Source organism: Aureimonas phyllosphaerae (genome assembly GCF_047943035.1).
GTDB lineage: Bacteria > Pseudomonadota > Alphaproteobacteria > Rhizobiales > Rhizobiaceae > Aureimonas > Aureimonas phyllosphaerae.
In genome coordinates, this window is the sequence record NZ_CP181348.1 from 771,945 (window position 1) to 788,412 (window position 16,468).

Annotated in this window: 17 protein-coding genes; 7 read left to right on the plus strand and 10 right to left on the minus strand. The window is 69.2% G+C overall.

Features of this window, described 5'->3' with window-relative positions:
• The first annotated feature begins 16 nt into the window (after positions 1 to 16).
• The gene (locus ACLNGM_RS03500; protein ID WP_416357207.1) at positions 17 to 1,060 is read left to right on the plus strand and encodes an aldo/keto reductase; all 1,044 of its coding nucleotides are present in this window, start codon (positions 17 to 19) and stop codon (positions 1,058 to 1,060) included.
• Between the two features lie 167 nt (positions 1,061 to 1,227).
• The gene (locus ACLNGM_RS03505; protein ID WP_416357208.1) at positions 1,228 to 1,632 is read left to right on the plus strand and encodes a lysozyme inhibitor LprI family protein; all 405 of its coding nucleotides are present in this window, start codon (positions 1,228 to 1,230) and stop codon (positions 1,630 to 1,632) included.
• 6 nt (positions 1,633 to 1,638) lie between these two features.
• Here the strand turns inward: ACLNGM_RS03505 and ACLNGM_RS03510 are convergent, their stop codons facing one another.
• From ACLNGM_RS03510 to hemE, 10 genes are all read right to left on the minus strand, one after another.
• Positions 1,639 to 2,613, minus strand: coding sequence for a ParB/RepB/Spo0J family partition protein (locus ACLNGM_RS03510; protein ID WP_416357209.1), 975 nt, complete (start codon positions 2,611 to 2,613; stop codon positions 1,639 to 1,641).
• Positions 2,614 to 2,680: 67 nt separating this feature from the next.
• Positions 2,681 to 3,466, minus strand: coding sequence for a ParA family protein (locus ACLNGM_RS03515; protein WP_416358380.1), 786 nt, complete (start codon positions 3,464 to 3,466; stop codon positions 2,681 to 2,683).
• Positions 3,467 to 3,553: 87 nt separating this feature from the next.
• On the minus strand, positions 3,554 to 4,216 hold the full coding sequence (gene rsmG, locus ACLNGM_RS03520; RefSeq protein ID WP_416357210.1) for a 16S rRNA (guanine(527)-N(7))-methyltransferase RsmG: 663 nt from the start codon (positions 4,214 to 4,216) through the stop codon (positions 3,554 to 3,556).
• 61 nt (positions 4,217 to 4,277) lie between these two features.
• Positions 4,278 to 6,161, minus strand: a complete 1,884-nt coding sequence (gene mnmG, locus ACLNGM_RS03525; protein WP_416357211.1) for a tRNA uridine-5-carboxymethylaminomethyl(34) synthesis enzyme MnmG — start codon at positions 6,159 to 6,161, stop codon at positions 4,278 to 4,280.
• Between the two features lie 114 nt (positions 6,162 to 6,275).
• Positions 6,276 to 7,586 (minus strand): tRNA uridine-5-carboxymethylaminomethyl(34) synthesis GTPase MnmE, encoded by a 1,311-nt coding sequence (mnmE, locus tag ACLNGM_RS03530; protein WP_416357212.1) that lies wholly within the window; start codon positions 7,584 to 7,586, stop codon positions 6,276 to 6,278.
• Positions 7,583 to 8,068 carry a YbaK/EbsC family protein gene (locus tag ACLNGM_RS03535; RefSeq protein ID WP_416357213.1) on the minus strand — a complete coding sequence of 162 codons (486 nt, stop codon included), beginning with the start codon at positions 8,066 to 8,068 and terminating at the stop codon, positions 7,583 to 7,585. Before ACLNGM_RS03535 ends, mnmE begins: the two co-directional genes overlap by 4 nt.
• Before the next feature lie 120 nt (positions 8,069 to 8,188).
• Positions 8,189 to 9,454, minus strand: a complete 1,266-nt coding sequence (gene rho / locus ACLNGM_RS03540) for a transcription termination factor Rho (RefSeq protein WP_055885966.1) — start codon at positions 9,452 to 9,454, stop codon at positions 8,189 to 8,191.
• 204 nt (positions 9,455 to 9,658) lie between these two features.
• Positions 9,659 to 10,207 (minus strand): gluconokinase, encoded by a 549-nt coding sequence (locus tag ACLNGM_RS03545; protein WP_416357214.1) that lies wholly within the window; start codon positions 10,205 to 10,207, stop codon positions 9,659 to 9,661.
• A gap of 67 nt (positions 10,208 to 10,274) precedes the next feature.
• Positions 10,275 to 10,802: a protoporphyrinogen oxidase HemJ gene (hemJ, locus tag ACLNGM_RS03550; protein WP_416357215.1), complete on the minus strand. Its 528-nt coding sequence runs from the start codon at positions 10,800 to 10,802 to the stop codon at positions 10,275 to 10,277.
• Positions 10,803 to 11,058: 256 nt separating this feature from the next.
• Positions 11,059 to 12,081 (minus strand): uroporphyrinogen decarboxylase, encoded by a 1,023-nt coding sequence (gene hemE, locus ACLNGM_RS03555; RefSeq protein ID WP_416357216.1) that lies wholly within the window; start codon positions 12,079 to 12,081, stop codon positions 11,059 to 11,061.
• A gap of 615 nt (positions 12,082 to 12,696) precedes the next feature.
• On the opposite strand from hemE, the gene ACLNGM_RS03560 reads away from it, so the two are divergent.
• Genes ACLNGM_RS03560 through ACLNGM_RS03580 form a run of 5 tightly spaced genes read left to right on the plus strand, consistent with a single transcriptional unit; the run spans position 12,697 to position 16,422 of the window.
• Complete coding sequence (locus tag ACLNGM_RS03560; RefSeq protein WP_416357217.1) at positions 12,697 to 13,296, plus strand: Maf-like protein; 600 nt, start codon at positions 12,697 to 12,699, stop codon at positions 13,294 to 13,296.
• Positions 13,289 to 14,125 (plus strand): shikimate dehydrogenase, encoded by an 837-nt coding sequence (locus ACLNGM_RS03565; protein ID WP_416357218.1) that lies wholly within the window; start codon positions 13,289 to 13,291, stop codon positions 14,123 to 14,125. Before ACLNGM_RS03560 ends, ACLNGM_RS03565 begins: the two co-directional genes overlap by 8 nt.
• Entirely contained in the window at positions 14,122 to 14,715 is a 594-nt protein-coding gene (coaE, locus tag ACLNGM_RS03570; protein WP_416357219.1) for a dephospho-CoA kinase, read from the plus strand. Before ACLNGM_RS03565 ends, coaE begins: the two co-directional genes overlap by 4 nt.
• A gap of 60 nt (positions 14,716 to 14,775) precedes the next feature.
• Positions 14,776 to 15,483 (plus strand): DNA polymerase III subunit epsilon, encoded by a 708-nt coding sequence (dnaQ, locus tag ACLNGM_RS03575; protein WP_416357220.1) that lies wholly within the window; start codon positions 14,776 to 14,778, stop codon positions 15,481 to 15,483.
• A gap of 48 nt (positions 15,484 to 15,531) precedes the next feature.
• Positions 15,532 to 16,422: an EamA family transporter gene (locus ACLNGM_RS03580; protein ID WP_416357221.1), complete on the plus strand. Its 891-nt coding sequence runs from the start codon at positions 15,532 to 15,534 to the stop codon at positions 16,420 to 16,422.
• Positions 16,423 to 16,468: the final 46 nt, after the last annotated feature.

Sequence of the window (16,468 nt, forward strand, 5' to 3'; positions counted from 1 at the left end):
CGAGGGGAGGATGACGATGGAATATCGCACGCTCGGGCGATCGGGACTGAAGGTCTCGGCGCTCACCATGGGCACCATGACGTTCGGCGGCGCCGGCGTCTTCGGCAGCGTCGGCTCGACCGGCACCGACGAGGCGAGGGGGCTGATCCATCTCTGCCTCGACGCCGGCATCAATCTCATCGACACCGCCAACATGTATTCCAACGGCCTGTCGGAGGAGATCATCGGCGATGTCCTCGGCGGCCAGCGCCCGAACGACGTGCTTCTCGCCTCCAAGGTCCGCATGCGCATCGGCGAGGGACCGAACGACGAGGGCCTGTCGCGCCATCACGTCATCCGCGAGTGCGAGCGCTCGCTGAAGCGGCTGAAGACCGACGTCATCGACATCTACTACTGCCACGAATGGGACGGCACCACGCCGCTCGAAGAGACGATTGCCGCGCTCGACACCCTCGTGACACAGGGCAAGATCCGCTACATCGGCTGCTCCAACTACTCGGCGTGGCAGGTGATGAAGGGGCTCGGCATTTCCGACCTCCACCATCACCCGCGCTTCATCACCCAGCAGATCCACTACACGCTGGAAGCGCGCGAGGCCGAGTACGAGCTCCTGCCGCTATCGGTCGATCAGGGCCTCGGCGTCCTCGTCTGGAGCCCGCTTGCCGGCGGCCTCCTGTCGGGCAAGCATCGGCGCGGCGCCTCGGCGGAAGGCTCGCGCCTCACCGCTGGCTGGACCGAGCCGCCAATCCGCGACGAGGATCGCCTGTGGCGCATCGTCGATGTCCTCGTCGAGATCGGGGAGGGCAGGGGGGTCTCGGCCGCGCAGGTCGCGCTGGCGTGGCTTCTCGGCCGCCCGGCCGTCGCCTCGCTGGTGATCGGTGGTCGCCGCGAGGACCAGTTCCGCGACAACATCGCCGCCGCCTCGCTGAAGCTCACCGACGACGAGCGCCAGCGCCTCGACGCAGTCAGCCGCCCGCCGGTGCTCTATCCCTACTGGCACCAGTACAACACGGCGCGCGACCGCTTCGGCCCCGCCGACCGGGTGATCGACCACGGCTGACGGGACGGGACGGGGCGCCGGCTCGACCGGCGCCCGCTCTCCGGCAGGATGGTTCTGTCGCGGGAACTGCGTCGTTCGGTGCGGTCGCAGATCACGAACCGCGGCATCTTGCCCGCGCCGCGCCGTCGCGGCATCGTCACGTCCGCCTCATTCGATACAGGACAACGATGCGACTCGCCCTGACCGCCGCCACGCTCTTCGCTCTCGCGCTTCCGGCCATGGCCGAGGAGATCGACTGCACCGACCCGCAGACCCAGACGGACATGACCCTGTGCGCACAGGCCGATCTCGACACGGCCGACGAGACACTGAATGCGCTCTACGCCAAGGTGCGCGAGCGGCTGAAGGGCGAGGACGAGAGGCTGACGGCCCTGCGCGACGCGCAGCGGGCGTGGATCGCCTACCGCGACAGCGAATGCGCCTTCCGCTCCTCCGCCGTTGACGGCGGCAGCGCGCAGCCGATGGTCGAGGCTCAGTGCAAGAGCGAGAAGACCGCGCGCCGCAGCGCCGATCTCCAGGACTATCTCGACTGCGAGGAGGGCGACATGGCCTGCCCGCTTCCGGCCGAGTAAGCCGGCTTACAGACTGCGGATGCGCGGCCCGCCGTCGCTGTCCTTTCGCTCGCCCGCCTGAAGCAGGCGACAGACGGCGTCGAGCTGGTCGAGGTCGCGGAACGTCAGCTGCAGCGTGCCGCCCTGTCCCACCATCTCGATCGACACAGGCAGGCCGAGCGTCTCGGACAGGAGATCGGCGAGCGCCCGCGCGTCCGATGCCTGCGGCGCCGCCGGGGCGACCGGTGTGCGGCGACGCGGCGCAGGCTTCGGGACAGGGGGGGCGTCCGGCCCACGCGCCAGACTTTCCGCCTCGCGCACGCTCAATCCCTCGTCGACGATGCGCCGGGCGAAGGCTTCCGGGTCGTCCTGCGCCACCGCGGTGCGCGCGGCGCCGGCTGAGAGTTCGCCCCGCTGCACCATGTCCTTGACGCTGTCAGGGAGCTTCAGGAGGCGCAGCGTGTTGGCGACATGGCTGCGGCTCTTGCCGACGACGTCGGCGAGATCGGCCTGCGTGTAGCCGTGTTCGGCGATCAGCATCTCGTAGCCGAGCGCTTCCTCGATCGGGTCGAGGTCGGCGCGCTGGACGTTCTCGATGATCGCGATCTCGAGCGACTGCCGGTCGGAAATCTCGCGCAGGACGACCGGGACATCCTTCAGCGCCGCGGCCTTGGCGGCGCGCCAGCGGCGCTCGCCGGCCACGATCTCGAAGCCGCCCGCGCCCTCGACCCGGCGCACCAGGATCGGCTGCACCACGCCGTGCTGGCGGACCGACGCCGTCAGTTCCTCGAGTTCGGTCTCGTCGAAGTGGCGGCGCGGGTTCTTCGGGTTGGGCCGAAGCTCCGAGGGCGGGACGCGCCGTTCGCCGACCTGGGCTTCGCGCGCCATCGCGGGCCCGGGAAACGCGCTGCCCGCCCGCGAGGGCAGGGTCGAGGAGGCCGAACCGCCGATCAGCGACGCAAGCCCGCGTCCCAGCCTTTGGCGTCCCTTGTCCTCGGTCATGCGGGGTCTCCTGGTTCAGATACGGGGGCGTCTTGCCCGAAAACGATGGGCCGGCGAACCGGGCGAGTCAGGCGGCGGCGAGATCGCGCTCGCGCTGGATGACCTCGGAGGCCAGACGGATATAGGCCTGACTGCCCGGGCACTTCATGTCGTAGAGGATCGCCGGCTTGCCGAAGCTCGGCGCTTCCGAAACGCGCACGTTGCGCGGGATGATCGTCTCGTAGACGTGGTCGCCCATGTAGGAGCGCACGTCACGCACCACCTGACTTGCGAGATTGTTGCGCCCGTCGAACATCGTCAGCACGATCCCGTGAAGGGACAGGGCGGGGTTCAGGGTGTCGCGCACCTGCTCCACCGTCTCCAGAAGCTGGCTGAGACCTTCCAGCGCGAAGAACTCGCACTGGAGCGGCACCAGGATCGCGTCGGCCGCAGCCATCGCGTTGACGGTGAGAAGGTTTAAGGATGGCGGGCAGTCGACCAGCACGAAATCGAAGCGCGCGGTCTCCTCGACATGGAAATGCAGCGCGTCGCGCAGGCGATAGGCGCGACTGGCTGCGGTCGAGATTTCCATCTCGACGCCCAGAAGATCGAGCGTCGAGGGGATGACCCAAAGGTTCGGGACGGCGGTCTCCATCGCCGCATCGGTGACCGACGCGCTTTCGACCAGCACGTCGTAGGACGACACCGCGCGGTCCTCCCGGTCGATGCCGAGGCCCGTCGAGGCGTTGCCCTGCGGATCGAGGTCGATCAGGAGCGTGCGCTTCCCGATGGCGGCCAGCGCCGTCGCCAGGTTGATGGCGGTGGTCGTCTTGCCGACGCCGCCCTTCTGGTTCGCAACCGTGATGACCCGCATGCGCGGGACGGAAAGCGTGTCCATCGTGTCAACTCCACCCGGGTCTGGCCAGGCCGGGTCCATGCCTTCGGTTGCGGGTCGCGTTCCCTAGCGGGCCGCCAGGCGCTCGAGGGAGCGGATCTCCAGAAGCACCGAGCCGTCTTCGACCGGCGAGGCATGCTTTACCATGTCGAAACGCCAATGGGCAGCGGCTTGCGCGATCTCGCTCTCGTGCGCGCGTCCCTTGAGGAACCAATAGACGGTATCGGGCCGCGTCTGCGGCGCGACGAGCGCGAAGAGGTCGTCGAGCGAGGCCAGCGCGCGGGCGCTGATCGCCTCGACGCCGGCGAGCACCGAACCGCAGTCCTCGATCCGCTCGGCGTGGACGGTCGCGGGAAGCGCAAGCTCGCGCGCTACCGTACGCAGGAACGCCGCCTTCTTGGCGTTGCTCTCGACGAGATGCACCTCGCCGCCCTCGCGCTCGGCCATGAGGATGGCGAGGATGAGCCCCGGTAGCCCGGCGCCCGAGCCGAGATCGGCCCAGCGCAAGATGCCCCTGGCGCGTTCGCCGAGCACCAGCCCGTCCTCGACGTGCCGGGTCCAGATTTCCGGGATCGTCGCCGGCGAGACAAGATTGATGCTCTTCTGCCAGGTCCGCAGCAGCGCGACATAGGCGTCGAGCCGTTCGCCTGTTTCACGTGAAACAGCGTGCCGCGACAGGACGAGCGCGCGCTCCTCGGCAAGCTTCGCTTCCGTCGCTGCCTTGCCCATCCGGGGCTTCGGCGGTGGACGCTTCGGCTCCGCGGGTTTGCGGGGCGGCGGGCCCCGGCGGTCACGCGGCGCGGGCAAGGTCTTGCTTTCGAAGAGCGACAAGAAGGAGCGCAAGCGCCGTCGGCGTCATGCCGTCGATGCGCTCGGCCTCGGCAAGGCTCGTCGGTCGGCGCTCGACCAGCTTCTGACGAAGCTCGTTCGACAGGCCCTTGATCCCTGCGAAATCGAACCCCGCCGGAAAGACCTTGGCCTCGTCGCGCTTCAGCTGCATCTGGTCGCGGCGCTGGCGATCGAGATAGACGTCGTAGCCCGCCTCGATCTCGATCCGCTCCCGAACCGATCCCTTGATCGCCTTGAGCTCTGGCCAGACCCCGGTGAGGTCGTCGAAGCCGATATCGGCATGCGAGAGAAGCACCCAGGCCGAGCGGGTGCGCCCGTCCTGGTTGACCGGCAGACCCTTGCGGGCCGCCTCGCTGCTCGTCAGCGTCAAAGCTTCCAGCGTGGCGCGCGCGGCGCCGAGCGCCGCCTCGCTGGCCGTGAACGCTGCGCGGCGCTCCCCGTCGGCCAGTCCCCATTCCATGCCGAGCGGGGTCAGGCGGCGGTCGGCGTTGTCGGCGCGCAGGCTCAGGCGGAACTCGGCGCGGCTCGTGAACATGCGATAGGGCTCGGTGACGCCGGTGCGCGTCAGGTCGTCGACCATCACGCCGAGATAGGCGTCGGCGCGATCGATGACGACGGGCTCCGCCCCGCCGGCGCGCCGCGCCGCGTTGAGACCCGCCAGCAACCCCTGCGCAGCAGCTTCCTCGTATCCGGTGGTGCCGTTGATCTGACCGGCGAGAAACAGGCCGCGTGCGGCGCGCACCTCCAGCGCCCGCGTCAGCTCCCGCGGGTCGACATGGTCGTATTCGATGGCATAGCCGGGTTTCAGCACCTCGACCTTTTCGAGGCCCGGCAGCGAACGCAGGAAGGCCTCCTGCACATCCACTGGCAGCGAGGTCGACAGGCCGTTGGGATAGACGGTCGCGTCGTCGAGGCCTTCCGGCTCGAGAAAGACCTGATGGCCGTCACGGTCGCCGAACTTGACGATCTTGTCCTCGATCGACGGGCAGTAACGCGGACCGACGCCTTCGATCTCGCCGGAATAGAGCGCCGAGCGATGGAGGTTGTCGCGGATGATGCGGTGCGTCTCCGGTGTCGTGCGGGTGATGCCGCAATCGATCTGCGGGTTCGCGATCACGGTCGTCAGGTAGGAGAACGGGTAGGGCTCGGCGTCCGGGCTCTGCCGGTCGAGCGAGGCCCAGTCGATCGTCGTGCCGTCGAGACGCGCGGGCGTGCCCGTCTTCAGGCGGCCGAGGCGAAGCCCCAGGCGGCGCAGCGTGGCGGAGAGGCCAAGCGACGGCTTCTCACCGACGCGCCCTGCCGGGATCTTCTCGGTGCCGATATGAATGAGCCCGTTGAGAAAGGTGCCGGTGGTCAGCACCGCCACGCCGCAGGCGATCCGGCGGCCATCGTCGAGGACCACGGCCGCAACGCGCCCGGCCGTATCGAACTCGAGATCGAAGGCGTCGCCCTCGACGACGGAGAGCCCGTCCTGCGCCCGCACCGCGGCCTGGACGGCCGCCTTGTAGAGCTTGCGGTCGGCCTGCGTGCGCGGGCCACGGACGGCCGGTCCCTTGCGCCGGTTGAGAAGGCGAAACTGGATGCCGCCGCGGTCGGCCGCCCGGCCCATCACACCGCCGAGCGCATCGATCTCGCGCACGAGATGGCCCTTGCCGATCCCGCCGATCGCCGGATTGCAGCTCATCGCGCCCACAGTCTCGAAGGCATGCGTCAGAAGGATCGTCGCCGCGCCCGTGCGCGCGGCGGCGCAGGCCGCCTCGACGCCCGCATGGCCGCCGCCGATCACCACGACGTCGGCGGAAACATCCGTTGGTTTCTGTGTCATGGGATGGGTTAAGCCGCAGCGGACCGAGACTGTCAATCGAGGCCGATCAGGCCGCACCCGCCAGCCGAGCCACAAGCCGCCTGGCCTGTGCGTTATCCACTCGCCCGTCCAGCCTCACTTACCGATGCAGAATTCGCCGAAGATCACGCCGAGAAGGTCCTCGACCCCGGTGCGGCCGGTGAGGCTCCCCAAGCGATCAGCGGCAAGGCGCAGCGTTTCGGCGGCGACCTCGGGCGGCTGGTTCTCGGGATCGTAGGCCTCCAGCCATTCCAGCGTGCCGGCGATGATCTCGCGGTGGCGCAGGCGCGTCGGCACGACCTCGCTGGGATTGCCGGCCTTGTCACGCGCAGCCGCGGTGATCCGATCGAGAAGCGCGCCGATCCCCCGTCCGTCGCGCACGGACACCGCGAGATCGAAGTTTGCCGGCAAACCTTGCGGGGCGAGATCGATCTTGGTGCGAACATGAATTACCGGCGCGCGGTTCTCTAATGCTGCGTTTTCCCCGTCCGGCGCGACGAGATGGAGCACCAGATCGGCTTCGTCCAGCGCCCGGCGCGCGCGCTCGACGCCGATCGCCTCGACGACGTCGCCGGTCTCGCGCAGGCCCGCGGTGTCCGACAGGCGTACGGGGATGCCGGCGAGATCCAGCCGCACCTCGATGACGTCGCGCGTCGTGCCCGGGATCGCCGAGACGATCGCGACGTCCCGCTCGGCGAGCGCATTGAGGAGGCTCGACTTGCCGGCATTCGGCGCCCCCGCGATCACGACGTGGAAGCCGTCGCGCCAGATCTCGCCGCGACGCGCGCCGGAGAGGCTATCGCGCATCTCGGCGGCGAGGCGCCGCACCTCGGCGGAGACGCCTGCCGACACGTCGTCCGCGACGTCGCCCTCGTCGGAGAAGTCGAACGCCGCTTCGATCAGCGCCCGCGCCCGCAGGAGCCGCCGCATCCAGCTATCGGCGAGTTGGCGCATGCCGCCTTCGGCCTGGGCGAGCGCCTGCGCGCGTTGGCCCTCGGTCTCGGCGGCGAGGAGATCGGCGAGCCCTTCCGCCTCCGTCAGGTCGATCCGGCCGTTCTCGAAGGCGCGGCGGGTGAACTCGCCGGCCTCGGCAAGGCGGATGCCGGGCAGGGCGCAGAGCGCGGCGAGCATCGCGCCCGCAACCGCCCGTCCGCCATGGACATGGAACTCGGCGAGGTCCTCACCCGAGACCGAGCCCGGTGCCGGGAAGAACAGGAGGAGCCCGCGATCGATCGGCGCGCCCGTGCCGTCGCGAAAGGTGCGCAAGGAGGCCCGTCGCGGCTCCGGCACGCCGCTGGCGATCCGCTCCATCGCCAGCCGCGCCTGCCGCCCGCTGACCCGCAGCACCGCGATGCCCGCCGGCAGGGCGCCGGAGGAGAGGGCGGCGATCGTGTCGTCGTGACTCACCGGACGGCGATCACGTCGGCGTCGCAAGCGATGCGCAGCGCGTCCGGCACGGTCTCGAAGACATGGAAGGGCGTGCCCGCCGCCGCCCAGACGAAGGGGAAGGCCAGGAGGTCGCGGTCCATGTAGGTGCGCAAGGGGCGCGGGGCGCCGAGCGGCGCGACGCCGCCGATCGCAAAGCCGGTCGCTTCCCGCACGAAGTCGGCGTCCGCCCGGCCGAGCGCCTCGCCGACCACCGCCGCGACCGCCGTCTCGTCCACGCGGTTGGCCCCGGACACGAGGAGGAGGTAGGGCTCGCCCGTCTCCTTGCCGCGGAACACGAGGCTTTTGACGATCTGGCCGACGGCGACCGAGACGGCGCTCGCCGCTTCGTCCGCGGTGCGCGCGATGGTCTGCGTTTCCACGACGCGGATGGGCAGGCTTTTCGCGAGCGCCGCGATCTCCACGCGCCGCACGGCATCGGGTCGGGTCGGACGATCGGACATGGCGGCGCGGCCTCGGGCTGGTGGCGTCGTCATCGGCTCTAGCGCATCACGGCGCGCGATCCCACGAAAAAGGCCGCCGTGTCGCCACGGCGGCCCGTCGATGGGCGCTGGCCCGAGGCCTTAGGTGTTCATCGAGTCGAAGAAGTCGGTGTTCGACTTCGTCTGCTTCAGCTTGTCGTTGAGGAATTCGATCGCGTCGGTCGTGCCCATGGGCGCGAGGATGCGGCGCAGGACGAAGATCTTCTGCAGGTCCTGGCGCGGCACGAGGAGGTCCTCCTTGCGCGTGCCGGACTTGAGGATGTCCATCGCCGGGAAGATGCGCTTGTCGGCGACCTTGCGGTCGAGCACGAGCTCGGAATTGCCGGTGCCCTTGAACTCCTCGAAGATCACCTCGTCCATGCGCGAGCCGGTGTCGATGAGGGCCGTCGCGATGATGGTGAGCGAGCCGCCTTCCTCGATGTTGCGCGCGGCGCCGAAGAAGCGCTTGGGGCGCTGGAGCGCGTTGGCGTCGACACCGCCGGTCAGGACCTTGCCGGAGGAGGGGACGACCGTGTTGTAGGCGCGGCCGAGGCGGGTGATCGAGTCGAGAAGGATCACGACGTCACGCCCGTGCTCGACGAGGCGCTTGGCCTTCTCGATCACCATCTCGGCGACCTGCACGTGGCGCGTCGCCGGCTCGTCGAAGGTGGAGGAGACGACCTCGCCCTTCACCGAGCGCTGCATGTCGGTCACTTCCTCGGGGCGCTCGTCGATGAGCAGGACGATGAGGTAGCATTCCGGATGGTTGGCGGTGATCGAGTGCGCGATATTCTGCAGGAGCACCGTCTTGCCGGTGCGCGGCGGGGCGACGATCAGCGCGCGCTGCCCCTTGCCGAGCGGGGCGACGAGATCGATGACGCGGGCCGAGAGGTCCTTCTTGGTGGAGTCGGCGAACTCCATCTTGAAGCGCTCGTTCGGGTAGAGCGGCGTCAGGTTGTCGAAGTGGCTCTTGTGCTTGATCTTCTCCGGGTCGTCGAAGTTGATCGTGTTGACCTTCATCAGCGCGAAGTAGCGCTCGCCGTCTTTCGGGCTTCGGATCGTGCCCTCGACCGTGTCGCCGGTCTTCAGCGAGAAGCGGCGCAACTGGGACGGCGAGATGTAGATGTCGTCGGGGCCGGGCAGGTAGTTGGCCTCCGGCGAGCGCAGGAAGCCGAAGCCGTCCTGCAGCACCTCGACGACGCCCTCGCCGATGATCTCGACGTCCTGCGCGGCGAGGCGCTTCAGGATGGCGAAGAGGAGTTCCTGCTTGCGCAGGACGGAGGCGTTCTCGACCTCGTTCTCCTCCGCAAAGGCGACGAGCTCGGCGGCGTTCTTGTTCTTGAGGTCCTGGAGTTTGATCTCGGACATGTGAAAAGGGCTCCAACCCCATCCGGACCTTCGAAGGGTCGCGCGGCACGGGGGCGTCAACGATCGGGGAAAGGGTCAGGCCGGAACGAGGATGGACATGTTCGGCTGAAAGGGCGGGATCGCAGGCATGGCTGCGTCGCGCCGGAGGCGGGATACGCGTTCAGTCTATAATGCCGCAGGCGCGCCAGCGCAAGCGGGCTTCGCTCAGCCGCCGATCGACACCACGGGTGCGAGGGAAAGCTGGCGCAGCGCATCGGCCACCACACCCTCCGGCGCCGCCTCGACCGACACGCGCACACCGTCCTCGTCCGGCTGCAGCGGCTCGAAGTCGGCATATTGCGAGGCGAGCAGCGAGGGCGGCATGTAGTGTCCCTTGCGCTTCTCCATGCGCTCGCGGATCAGCGCCTCGTCGCCCGTCAGCTCCACGAAGCGCACCCGCGCCGCCGCCCCGCGCAACACGTCGCGATAGCGCCGCTTCAGGGCCGAGCAGGTGATCACGGTGGAACGACCGGCCGCCGCCTCGCTCGACACCCAGTCGCGGATCGCGACCAGCCAAGGCGCCCGGTCCTCGTCGTTCAGGGGGATGCCGGCCGACATCTTCTCGATATTGGCTTTCGGGTGAAACTCGTCGGCCTCGGCGAAGCGCCAGCCGAGTCTCGTCGCCAGCCCCTTGGCCGTGGTCGTCTTGCCGGTGCCCGACGGACCCATGACGACGAGGCAGACGGGGCGGTCGGAGGCTGGGGCTACGGACAAGGGGACGGCTCCGGGGACGAACGATCCGCGTTAGATCGCATGGCCGTCGCCAAAGGCAAGACGGCGATCAGAAGGGCTTCACCACCACGAGGATCACGATCACAACCATGAGGAGCGCCGGCACCTCGTTCATGATCCGCCAATGCCGGCTCGACCTGGTGATCTCGTCGCGCTCCAGCCGCTTGCGCGAGGCCGACAGGTAGCCGTGGACGCCCGACAGGAGCACCACGAAGAGAATCTTGGCATGCAGCCAGCCGCCCCGGAACTGGAACACCTCGATCGCCAGCCAGAGGCCCGCCACCCAGGTCACGACCATCGCCGGGTTGATGATGCCGCGCATCAGGCGCCGCTCCATCACCTTGAACGTCTCGGCCTCGCGCGAGCCCGCCCCCGCCTCCGTGTGGTAGACGAAGAGACGCGGCAGGTAGAGCATCCCCGCCATCCACGAGATCACCGCGAGGATGTGGAGGCTCTTCACCCAGAGTTGCGCCTCGAGCGGCACCAGCCCGAACAGGAGGATCGCCAGCACCACCCCGCCGGCCAGCGCATAGAGCAGCGAACGGTCCTTCGCGACGGGCTTGGGCGAAACGGTCATGGCATCCTCCGGCAGGGCTTCCCGCCTGCCTAGTCGAGAACCGTTCCGAACGGAAGCGGCGGGTGCCAGATGGCGGGGCTGCCGCCCCGATCCCCGCTCGGGAAGGAATCCCCGAACCCTTCTTTTCGTTTGGGACTTTTCCGAAGGTCGGGAGGGCCGCTGGTCCTCCCGACCTTCGAACACATCGCGAAACAAGGAGGGGTACAGGGGAAATCATTTCCCCTGGCGGGGTCGGGGGCAGCGCCCCCGTCTTCCCTCACCCCCGCCGCACCCGCTCGACGAGGTGCTCGACATGGGCGATCGGCGCGTCCGGCGTGATGCCGTGGCCGAGGTTGAAGATCAGCGGGCCGTGGCCGAGACTCTGGAGGATGGCGTCGATGCCCTCGTCCAGCGCGCGGCCGCCGGCGATGAGGCGCAGCGGATCGAGGTTGCCCTGGACGGGTCCCGTCTTCTGGAGGTTGGCGGCGAAGGAGAAGGGGACGGACCAGTCGAGGCCGATGGCATCGACGCCCGTGCCCTCGCGATAGGCGGGCAGGAGCGGTCCGGCGCCCTTCGGGAAGCCGATGATGCGAGCGCGGGGCACGGCGGCGCGCACGCGCTCGACGATGCGGCGGGTGGGCTTGATCGAGAAGCGATGGAAGGACAGTTCGTCGAGGACGCCCGCCCAGGAATCGAAAATCTGGACGCAGTCGGCCCCGGCCTGCAGCTGGCGGATCAGATACTCGGCGCTCATCTCCGCGAGGAGTTCCAGAAGCTCGTCCATGGCCTCCGGATGCTGGTAGGCGAAGCGCCGCGCCGGACCCTGGTCGGGCGTGCCGTGGCCGGCGATCATGTAGGTCGCCACCGTCCAGGGCGCGCCGCAGAAGCCGATGAGGGTCGTCTCCTCGGGCAGTTCGGCGCGAAGGCGCGCGACGGTCGCGATCACCGGCGCGAGGTGGGTCTCGGCGTTGGTCGGGTCGAGGCCGGCGATCTCGTGTGGCGCGATCGGATCCATCTGCGGACCCTCGCCTTGCACGAAACGAACGTTGCGCCGCAGGGCGTCGGGGATCACGAGGATGTCGGAGAAGAGGATCGCCGCGTCGAAGCCGAAGCGGCGGATCGGCTGCAGCGTGACCTCGGTCGCGAAGTCCGGATTGTAGCAGAGGTCGAGGAAGCCGCCGGCCCGCGCCCGCGTCTCGCGGTATTCGGGCAGATAGCGCCCCGCCTGACGCATCAGCCAGATCGGGGGCGGGAACACAGTCTCGCCGGCGAGAACGCGCAGGAGCTTGCGCTCAGGCATGGGACACCTTTCGGGAAGCGGCACGGGCGAGGCGAGGGATGCCCGGCGCGAGGCCCCGCGTCCAGTCCCTTTCGAGACCGGCCCGTGGCCCGGCGCCGATGGCTCGTCAGATAGCCCGGAGGGTTTTCCCGTCCGCCCCTCTTAGAAAAGAAATCCATGAATCTGAGATTCTGATTCTATGAGTCGGTGGATCACGGGAATTCACAGGGGCGAAACGACGGGCCGAAAACGGGGCTTCGCCGTATTGAGGCGGATGGATCGGCGAAGCGGCTGGCGCATCAGGTGGTTGGCCGGCGAGACGGCCGGGAGAGAGGAACAAGCGTCCCCGAAATTCACAAGCGCAGGGCCACAGGCGCTGAGTGCTCGTGAACTGTGGATGACGGCGGAGTTTTCAAAAGGGGCGAAATCGCTTGCCAGCGCGGCGTGCCGCCGGTCCCCTGATTCCCACAAGGGGGCGACAAATGCGGGGGCCGCTGGAGCTTTCGCTGGACGGGCGGGGGAGAATCGAGTCCCGCTTGGCAGGGCCGCTTCCCGCGTTTGGCGGGCTCTAATAGACAAGCGCTGTTTGAACAAAGATTTAAGGACGCGCGGCAACGCGCGGGAAAGGATGCCGGCATGAATCACGATCTCGTCCTGGCCTCGGGCAGCCGCCACCGGCAGGCGCTTCTCATGCAAGCGGGCATCCGGGCCGAGGCCGATCCCTCGACGCTGGACGAGCGACTGGTCGAGGCGCCGCTGAAGGATTCCGGCGCGACGCCTGACGAGGTGGCGCTGGTGCTGGCCGAGGCGAAGGCGGTCGACGTGTCCGAGCGGCGCCCCGGGGCGCTGGTGATCGGTGCCGACCAGGTCCTGTCGATCGGCGACGAGGTCCTGCACAAGCCGGCCGACATGGAGGCCGCGCGTCGCACGCTCCTGAAACTGTCGGGCCGCACGCATCATCTCGACAGCGCCGTGGTGCTGGCCGAAGGGGGCGCGGCGGTCTGGCGGCATGTCTCGCGCGCCTCGATCACCTTCCGGGACCTGACACCGGCCGAGATCGGGCGCTACCTGGCCGCGGCCGGCGACGGGGTGCTGACCAGCGTCGGCGCCTACCAGGTGGAAGGACGCGGCCTGCAGCTGATGGAGCGGATCGAGGGTGATCTCTTCACCATCATCGGCCTGCCCATGCTGCCGCTGATCCGCGAACTCCGGGCGCGGGGCGCGCTCGATGCGTGAGGCTCCACGCGCCTTCGTCACCGGCTGGCCGATCTCCCATTCCCGCTCGCCGCTGATCCACGGGACGTGGCTTCGCGACCTCGGGATTCTCGGCTCGTACGAGCGGATCGCCGTGCCGCCGGAGGATTTCTCGGGCTTTCTCGACCGGCTGCAGGGCGAGGGCTTTGCGGGCGGCAACGTCACCATCCCGCACAAGGAGGCTGCGTTCGCCGCCGCCGCCCGGCTCGACGGGGCGGCGGAGGCGATCGGCGCGGTCAACACGCTCTGGTTCGAGGACGGCCGTCTGACCGGCGGCAACACCGACGCCTACGGCTTCTCCGCCAATCTCGACGAGCGCCTCGGCGGCTGGCGCGAGGCGCAAACCGCCGTGGTGCTGGGCGCGGGCGGCGCGGCGCGCGCCGTGGTGCATGCGCTGCGCGAGGCCGGGATCGGCCGCATCACCATCCTCAATCGGACGCGCGCGCGCGCCGAGCGTCTGGCGGAGGTCTTCGCGGCCGAGGCGGGCGGCGAGGACGATTTTTCCACGCTCGCCGGGTCCTGCGACCTCGTGGTCAACACGCGGCCCGCCGATCCGAAGGGCCTCGGCGCGGGCGACGCCCGTGCGATCGAGGTGCTGCCGGACGGCGCCCTCGTCACCGATATCGTCTATGTCCCGCTGGAGACGCCGATCCTTCAGGCGGCCTCCGCGCGCGGCCTTCGCACCGCCGACGGGCTCGGCATGCTCCTGCACCAAGCGGTGCCGGGCTTCGAGCGCTGGTTCGGGCGGCGGCCGGCCGTCGAGGAGGCGCTGCGCGCGGCCGTGATCGCCGACATCGAGGCGCACGCGTGAAGGTCCTCGGCCTCACCGGCTCGATCGGCATGGGCAAGTCGACGACGGCCGAGATGTTCCAAGCGCTCGGCGTGCCCGTCCATTCCGCCGACGCCACTGTCCACCGCCTCTATGCCGGACGCGCCGCGCCGCTGGTCGAGGCGCGCTTTCCCGGCACGGTGCGGGACGGCGTCGTCGACCGCGCGGCGCTCGGCGCCCGCGTCCTCGGCGACAAGCCAGCCCTCGCCGCGCTCGAGGCGATCATCCACCCGCTGGTGCGCGAGGAGGAGCAGGCGTTCCTCGAAGCCGCGCGCGCGGCGGGGGCGCCGCTCGCGGTCCTCGACATTCCCCTTCTCTACGAGACCAGCGGTGAGAGGCGGGTCGATGCCGTCCTCGTCGTCACCGCGCCGCCGGACATCCAGCGCGCGCGCGTCCTCGCGCGTCCGGGCATGACGGCGGAACGGTTCGAGAAGATTCTTGCCAGCCAGATGCCGGACACTGACAAGCGACGCCGCGCCGACTTTGTGATCGACACGAGCGAGGGACTGGAAGCTGCACGAGGCGCGGTGCGGCGGATCGTCGAGGGGTTCGGCGCGCTGCCCAAGACTTGAGGCTTGCGCGCGGACGCCGCCTGTCCGACATGGAGAGGGGAGAGCCCCAAGGGAAATTCCATGCGCGAGATCGTCTTCGACACCGAAACCACTGGGCTCGACTTTGCCGAGGACCGCGTGATCGAGATCGGCGGTATCGAACTTTGGAACCACATCCCGACGGGGCGGGAGTTCCACTGCTTCATCCGCCCGCAGGGGCGGAAGGTGGACCCCGGCGCCTTCGACATCCACGGCATCTCGGACGACTTCCTGAAGGACAAGCCGGTCTTTGCCGAGGTGGTGGACGATGTCCTCGCCTTCTTCGACGATGCCCGCCTGATCGCGCACAACGGCACGTTCGACATGCGCTTCATCAATGCCGAGCTCGCGCGCCTCGACCGGCCGCCGATCCCGGCCGATCGCCTGATCGACACGCTGACCATGGCGCGGCGCAAGTTTCCGATGGCGCCCGCCACGCTCGACGCGCTCTGCTCGCGCTTCTCGATCGACACCTCGAAGCGCGACAAGCATGGCGCGCTGGTCGATAGCGAGCTTCTCGCGCAGGTCTATATCGAGCTGATCGGCGGTCGGCAGTCGGCGCTGCGCCTCGTCACCGAGGACGAGGCGCGGGCGAGCGAGGGCGGCGAGGGCGGTGCGCGCGCCCTGCCGCCGCGCCCCGTGCCCTTGAAGCCCCGCCTCACCGCGGCCGAGACCGAGGCCCACCGTGCCTTCGTCTCGGGGCTCGGCGACGCGCCCTTGTGGCGGCGCGTCGAAGGCTACGATACCTGACGATCGCGCGCCTGTTCAGGAGCGGGCGGAGCTTCTAGAAGCGGCGGCATGGATGCGCCGCTTCTCCCATTTCGCCATTTCCTTCTCGGTCTCGCGGTCGTCGCCGTCTGGGGCACCAATTTCGTGGTGATCCACGAGGGGTTGAAGCATCTGCCGCCGCTTCTCTTCGCGGCCCTCCGCTTCCTGTTCGCGGCCCTGCCCGGCATCTTCCTGTTTCCCCGCCCGCGCGTGCCGTGGAGCCATCTCGCCGCCTACGGCATCCTGATCGGCACCGGCCAGTTCGGGCTCCTGTTCATCGCCATGAACGGCTTCATCTCGCCGGGGCTCGCGTCTCTGGTGATCCAGATGCAGGTATTCTTCACGATCGCGCTGGCGATGCGTCTGTCGGGCGAGACGATCCGCCCGTTCCAGTGGGTGGCGCTCGGCCTCGGGCTGGCCGGCCTCGGGGTCATCCTCACGCACACCGACGGCACCACGACGCCGCTCGGGCTGGCGCTGGTGCTGGTGGCGGCCCTGTCCTGGGCGGGCGGCAACATCGTCGCGCGCCACAGCCGCGTCACCAACATGCTGCCCTACGTCATCTGGGGCAGCGTCTTCTCCGCGCCGCCGCTTTTCGCCCTGTCCTTCGCGCTGGAGGGCTGGGACGCGATCCGCACCGGGCTCGTGCAGGCCGACGCGCGCACTTGGGCTGCCGTCCTCTGGCAGACCATCGGCAACACGATGTTCGGCTATGCCGCCTGGGGCTGGCTCCTGTCGCGCCATCCGGCCGCGCTGGTCACGCCGATGGCGCTTCTCGTGCCGCTGTTCGGTATGGGCGCCTCGGCGCTACTTCTGGGCGAGCCGCTGCCGATGTGGAAGATCGGGGCGGCGCTCCTCGTCATGTCCGGCCTCGTCCTCGGCCTTCTCTATCCGCGCTGGCAGCGCCGCCGCGCCGCCTGACGAAAAAGGGCGCCGCCGGTTGTCCCGGGGCGCCCCTGATCGATGG

What these genes read in the sequence shown, in the direction of transcription:
- ACLNGM_RS03500 (WP_416357207.1), top strand. Translation starts at nt 17, where the DNA reads ATGGAATATCGCACGCTCGGGCGATCGGGACTGAAGGTCTCGGCGCTC.
- ACLNGM_RS03505 (WP_416357208.1), top strand. Translation starts at nt 1,228, where the DNA reads ATGCGACTCGCCCTGACCGCCGCCACGCTCTTCGCTCTCGCGCTTCCG.
- ACLNGM_RS03510 (WP_416357209.1), bottom strand. Translation starts at nt 2,613, where the DNA reads ATGACCGAGGACAAGGGACGCCAAAGGCTGGGACGCGGGCTTGCGTCG.
- ACLNGM_RS03515 (WP_416358380.1), bottom strand. Translation starts at nt 3,466, where the DNA reads ATGCGGGTCATCACGGTTGCGAACCAGAAGGGCGGCGTCGGCAAGACG.
- rsmG (WP_416357210.1), bottom strand. Translation starts at nt 4,216, where the DNA reads ATGGGCAAGGCAGCGACGGAAGCGAAGCTTGCCGAGGAGCGCGCGCTC.
- mnmG (WP_416357211.1), bottom strand. Translation starts at nt 6,161, where the DNA reads ATGACACAGAAACCAACGGATGTTTCCGCCGACGTCGTGGTGATCGGC.
- ACLNGM_RS03535 (WP_416357213.1), bottom strand. Translation starts at nt 8,068, where the DNA reads ATGTCCGATCGTCCGACCCGACCCGATGCCGTGCGGCGCGTGGAGATC.
- rho (WP_055885966.1), bottom strand. Translation starts at nt 9,454, where the DNA reads ATGTCCGAGATCAAACTCCAGGACCTCAAGAACAAGAACGCCGCCGAG.
- hemJ (WP_416357215.1), bottom strand. Translation starts at nt 10,802, where the DNA reads ATGACCGTTTCGCCCAAGCCCGTCGCGAAGGACCGTTCGCTGCTCTAT.
- hemE (WP_416357216.1), bottom strand. Translation starts at nt 12,081, where the DNA reads ATGCCTGAGCGCAAGCTCCTGCGCGTTCTCGCCGGCGAGACTGTGTTC.
- ACLNGM_RS03560 (WP_416357217.1), top strand. Translation starts at nt 12,697, where the DNA reads ATGAATCACGATCTCGTCCTGGCCTCGGGCAGCCGCCACCGGCAGGCG.
- ACLNGM_RS03565 (WP_416357218.1), top strand. Translation starts at nt 13,289, where the DNA reads ATGCGTGAGGCTCCACGCGCCTTCGTCACCGGCTGGCCGATCTCCCAT.
- dnaQ (WP_416357220.1), top strand. Translation starts at nt 14,776, where the DNA reads ATGCGCGAGATCGTCTTCGACACCGAAACCACTGGGCTCGACTTTGCC.
- ACLNGM_RS03580 (WP_416357221.1), top strand. Translation starts at nt 15,532, where the DNA reads ATGGATGCGCCGCTTCTCCCATTTCGCCATTTCCTTCTCGGTCTCGCG.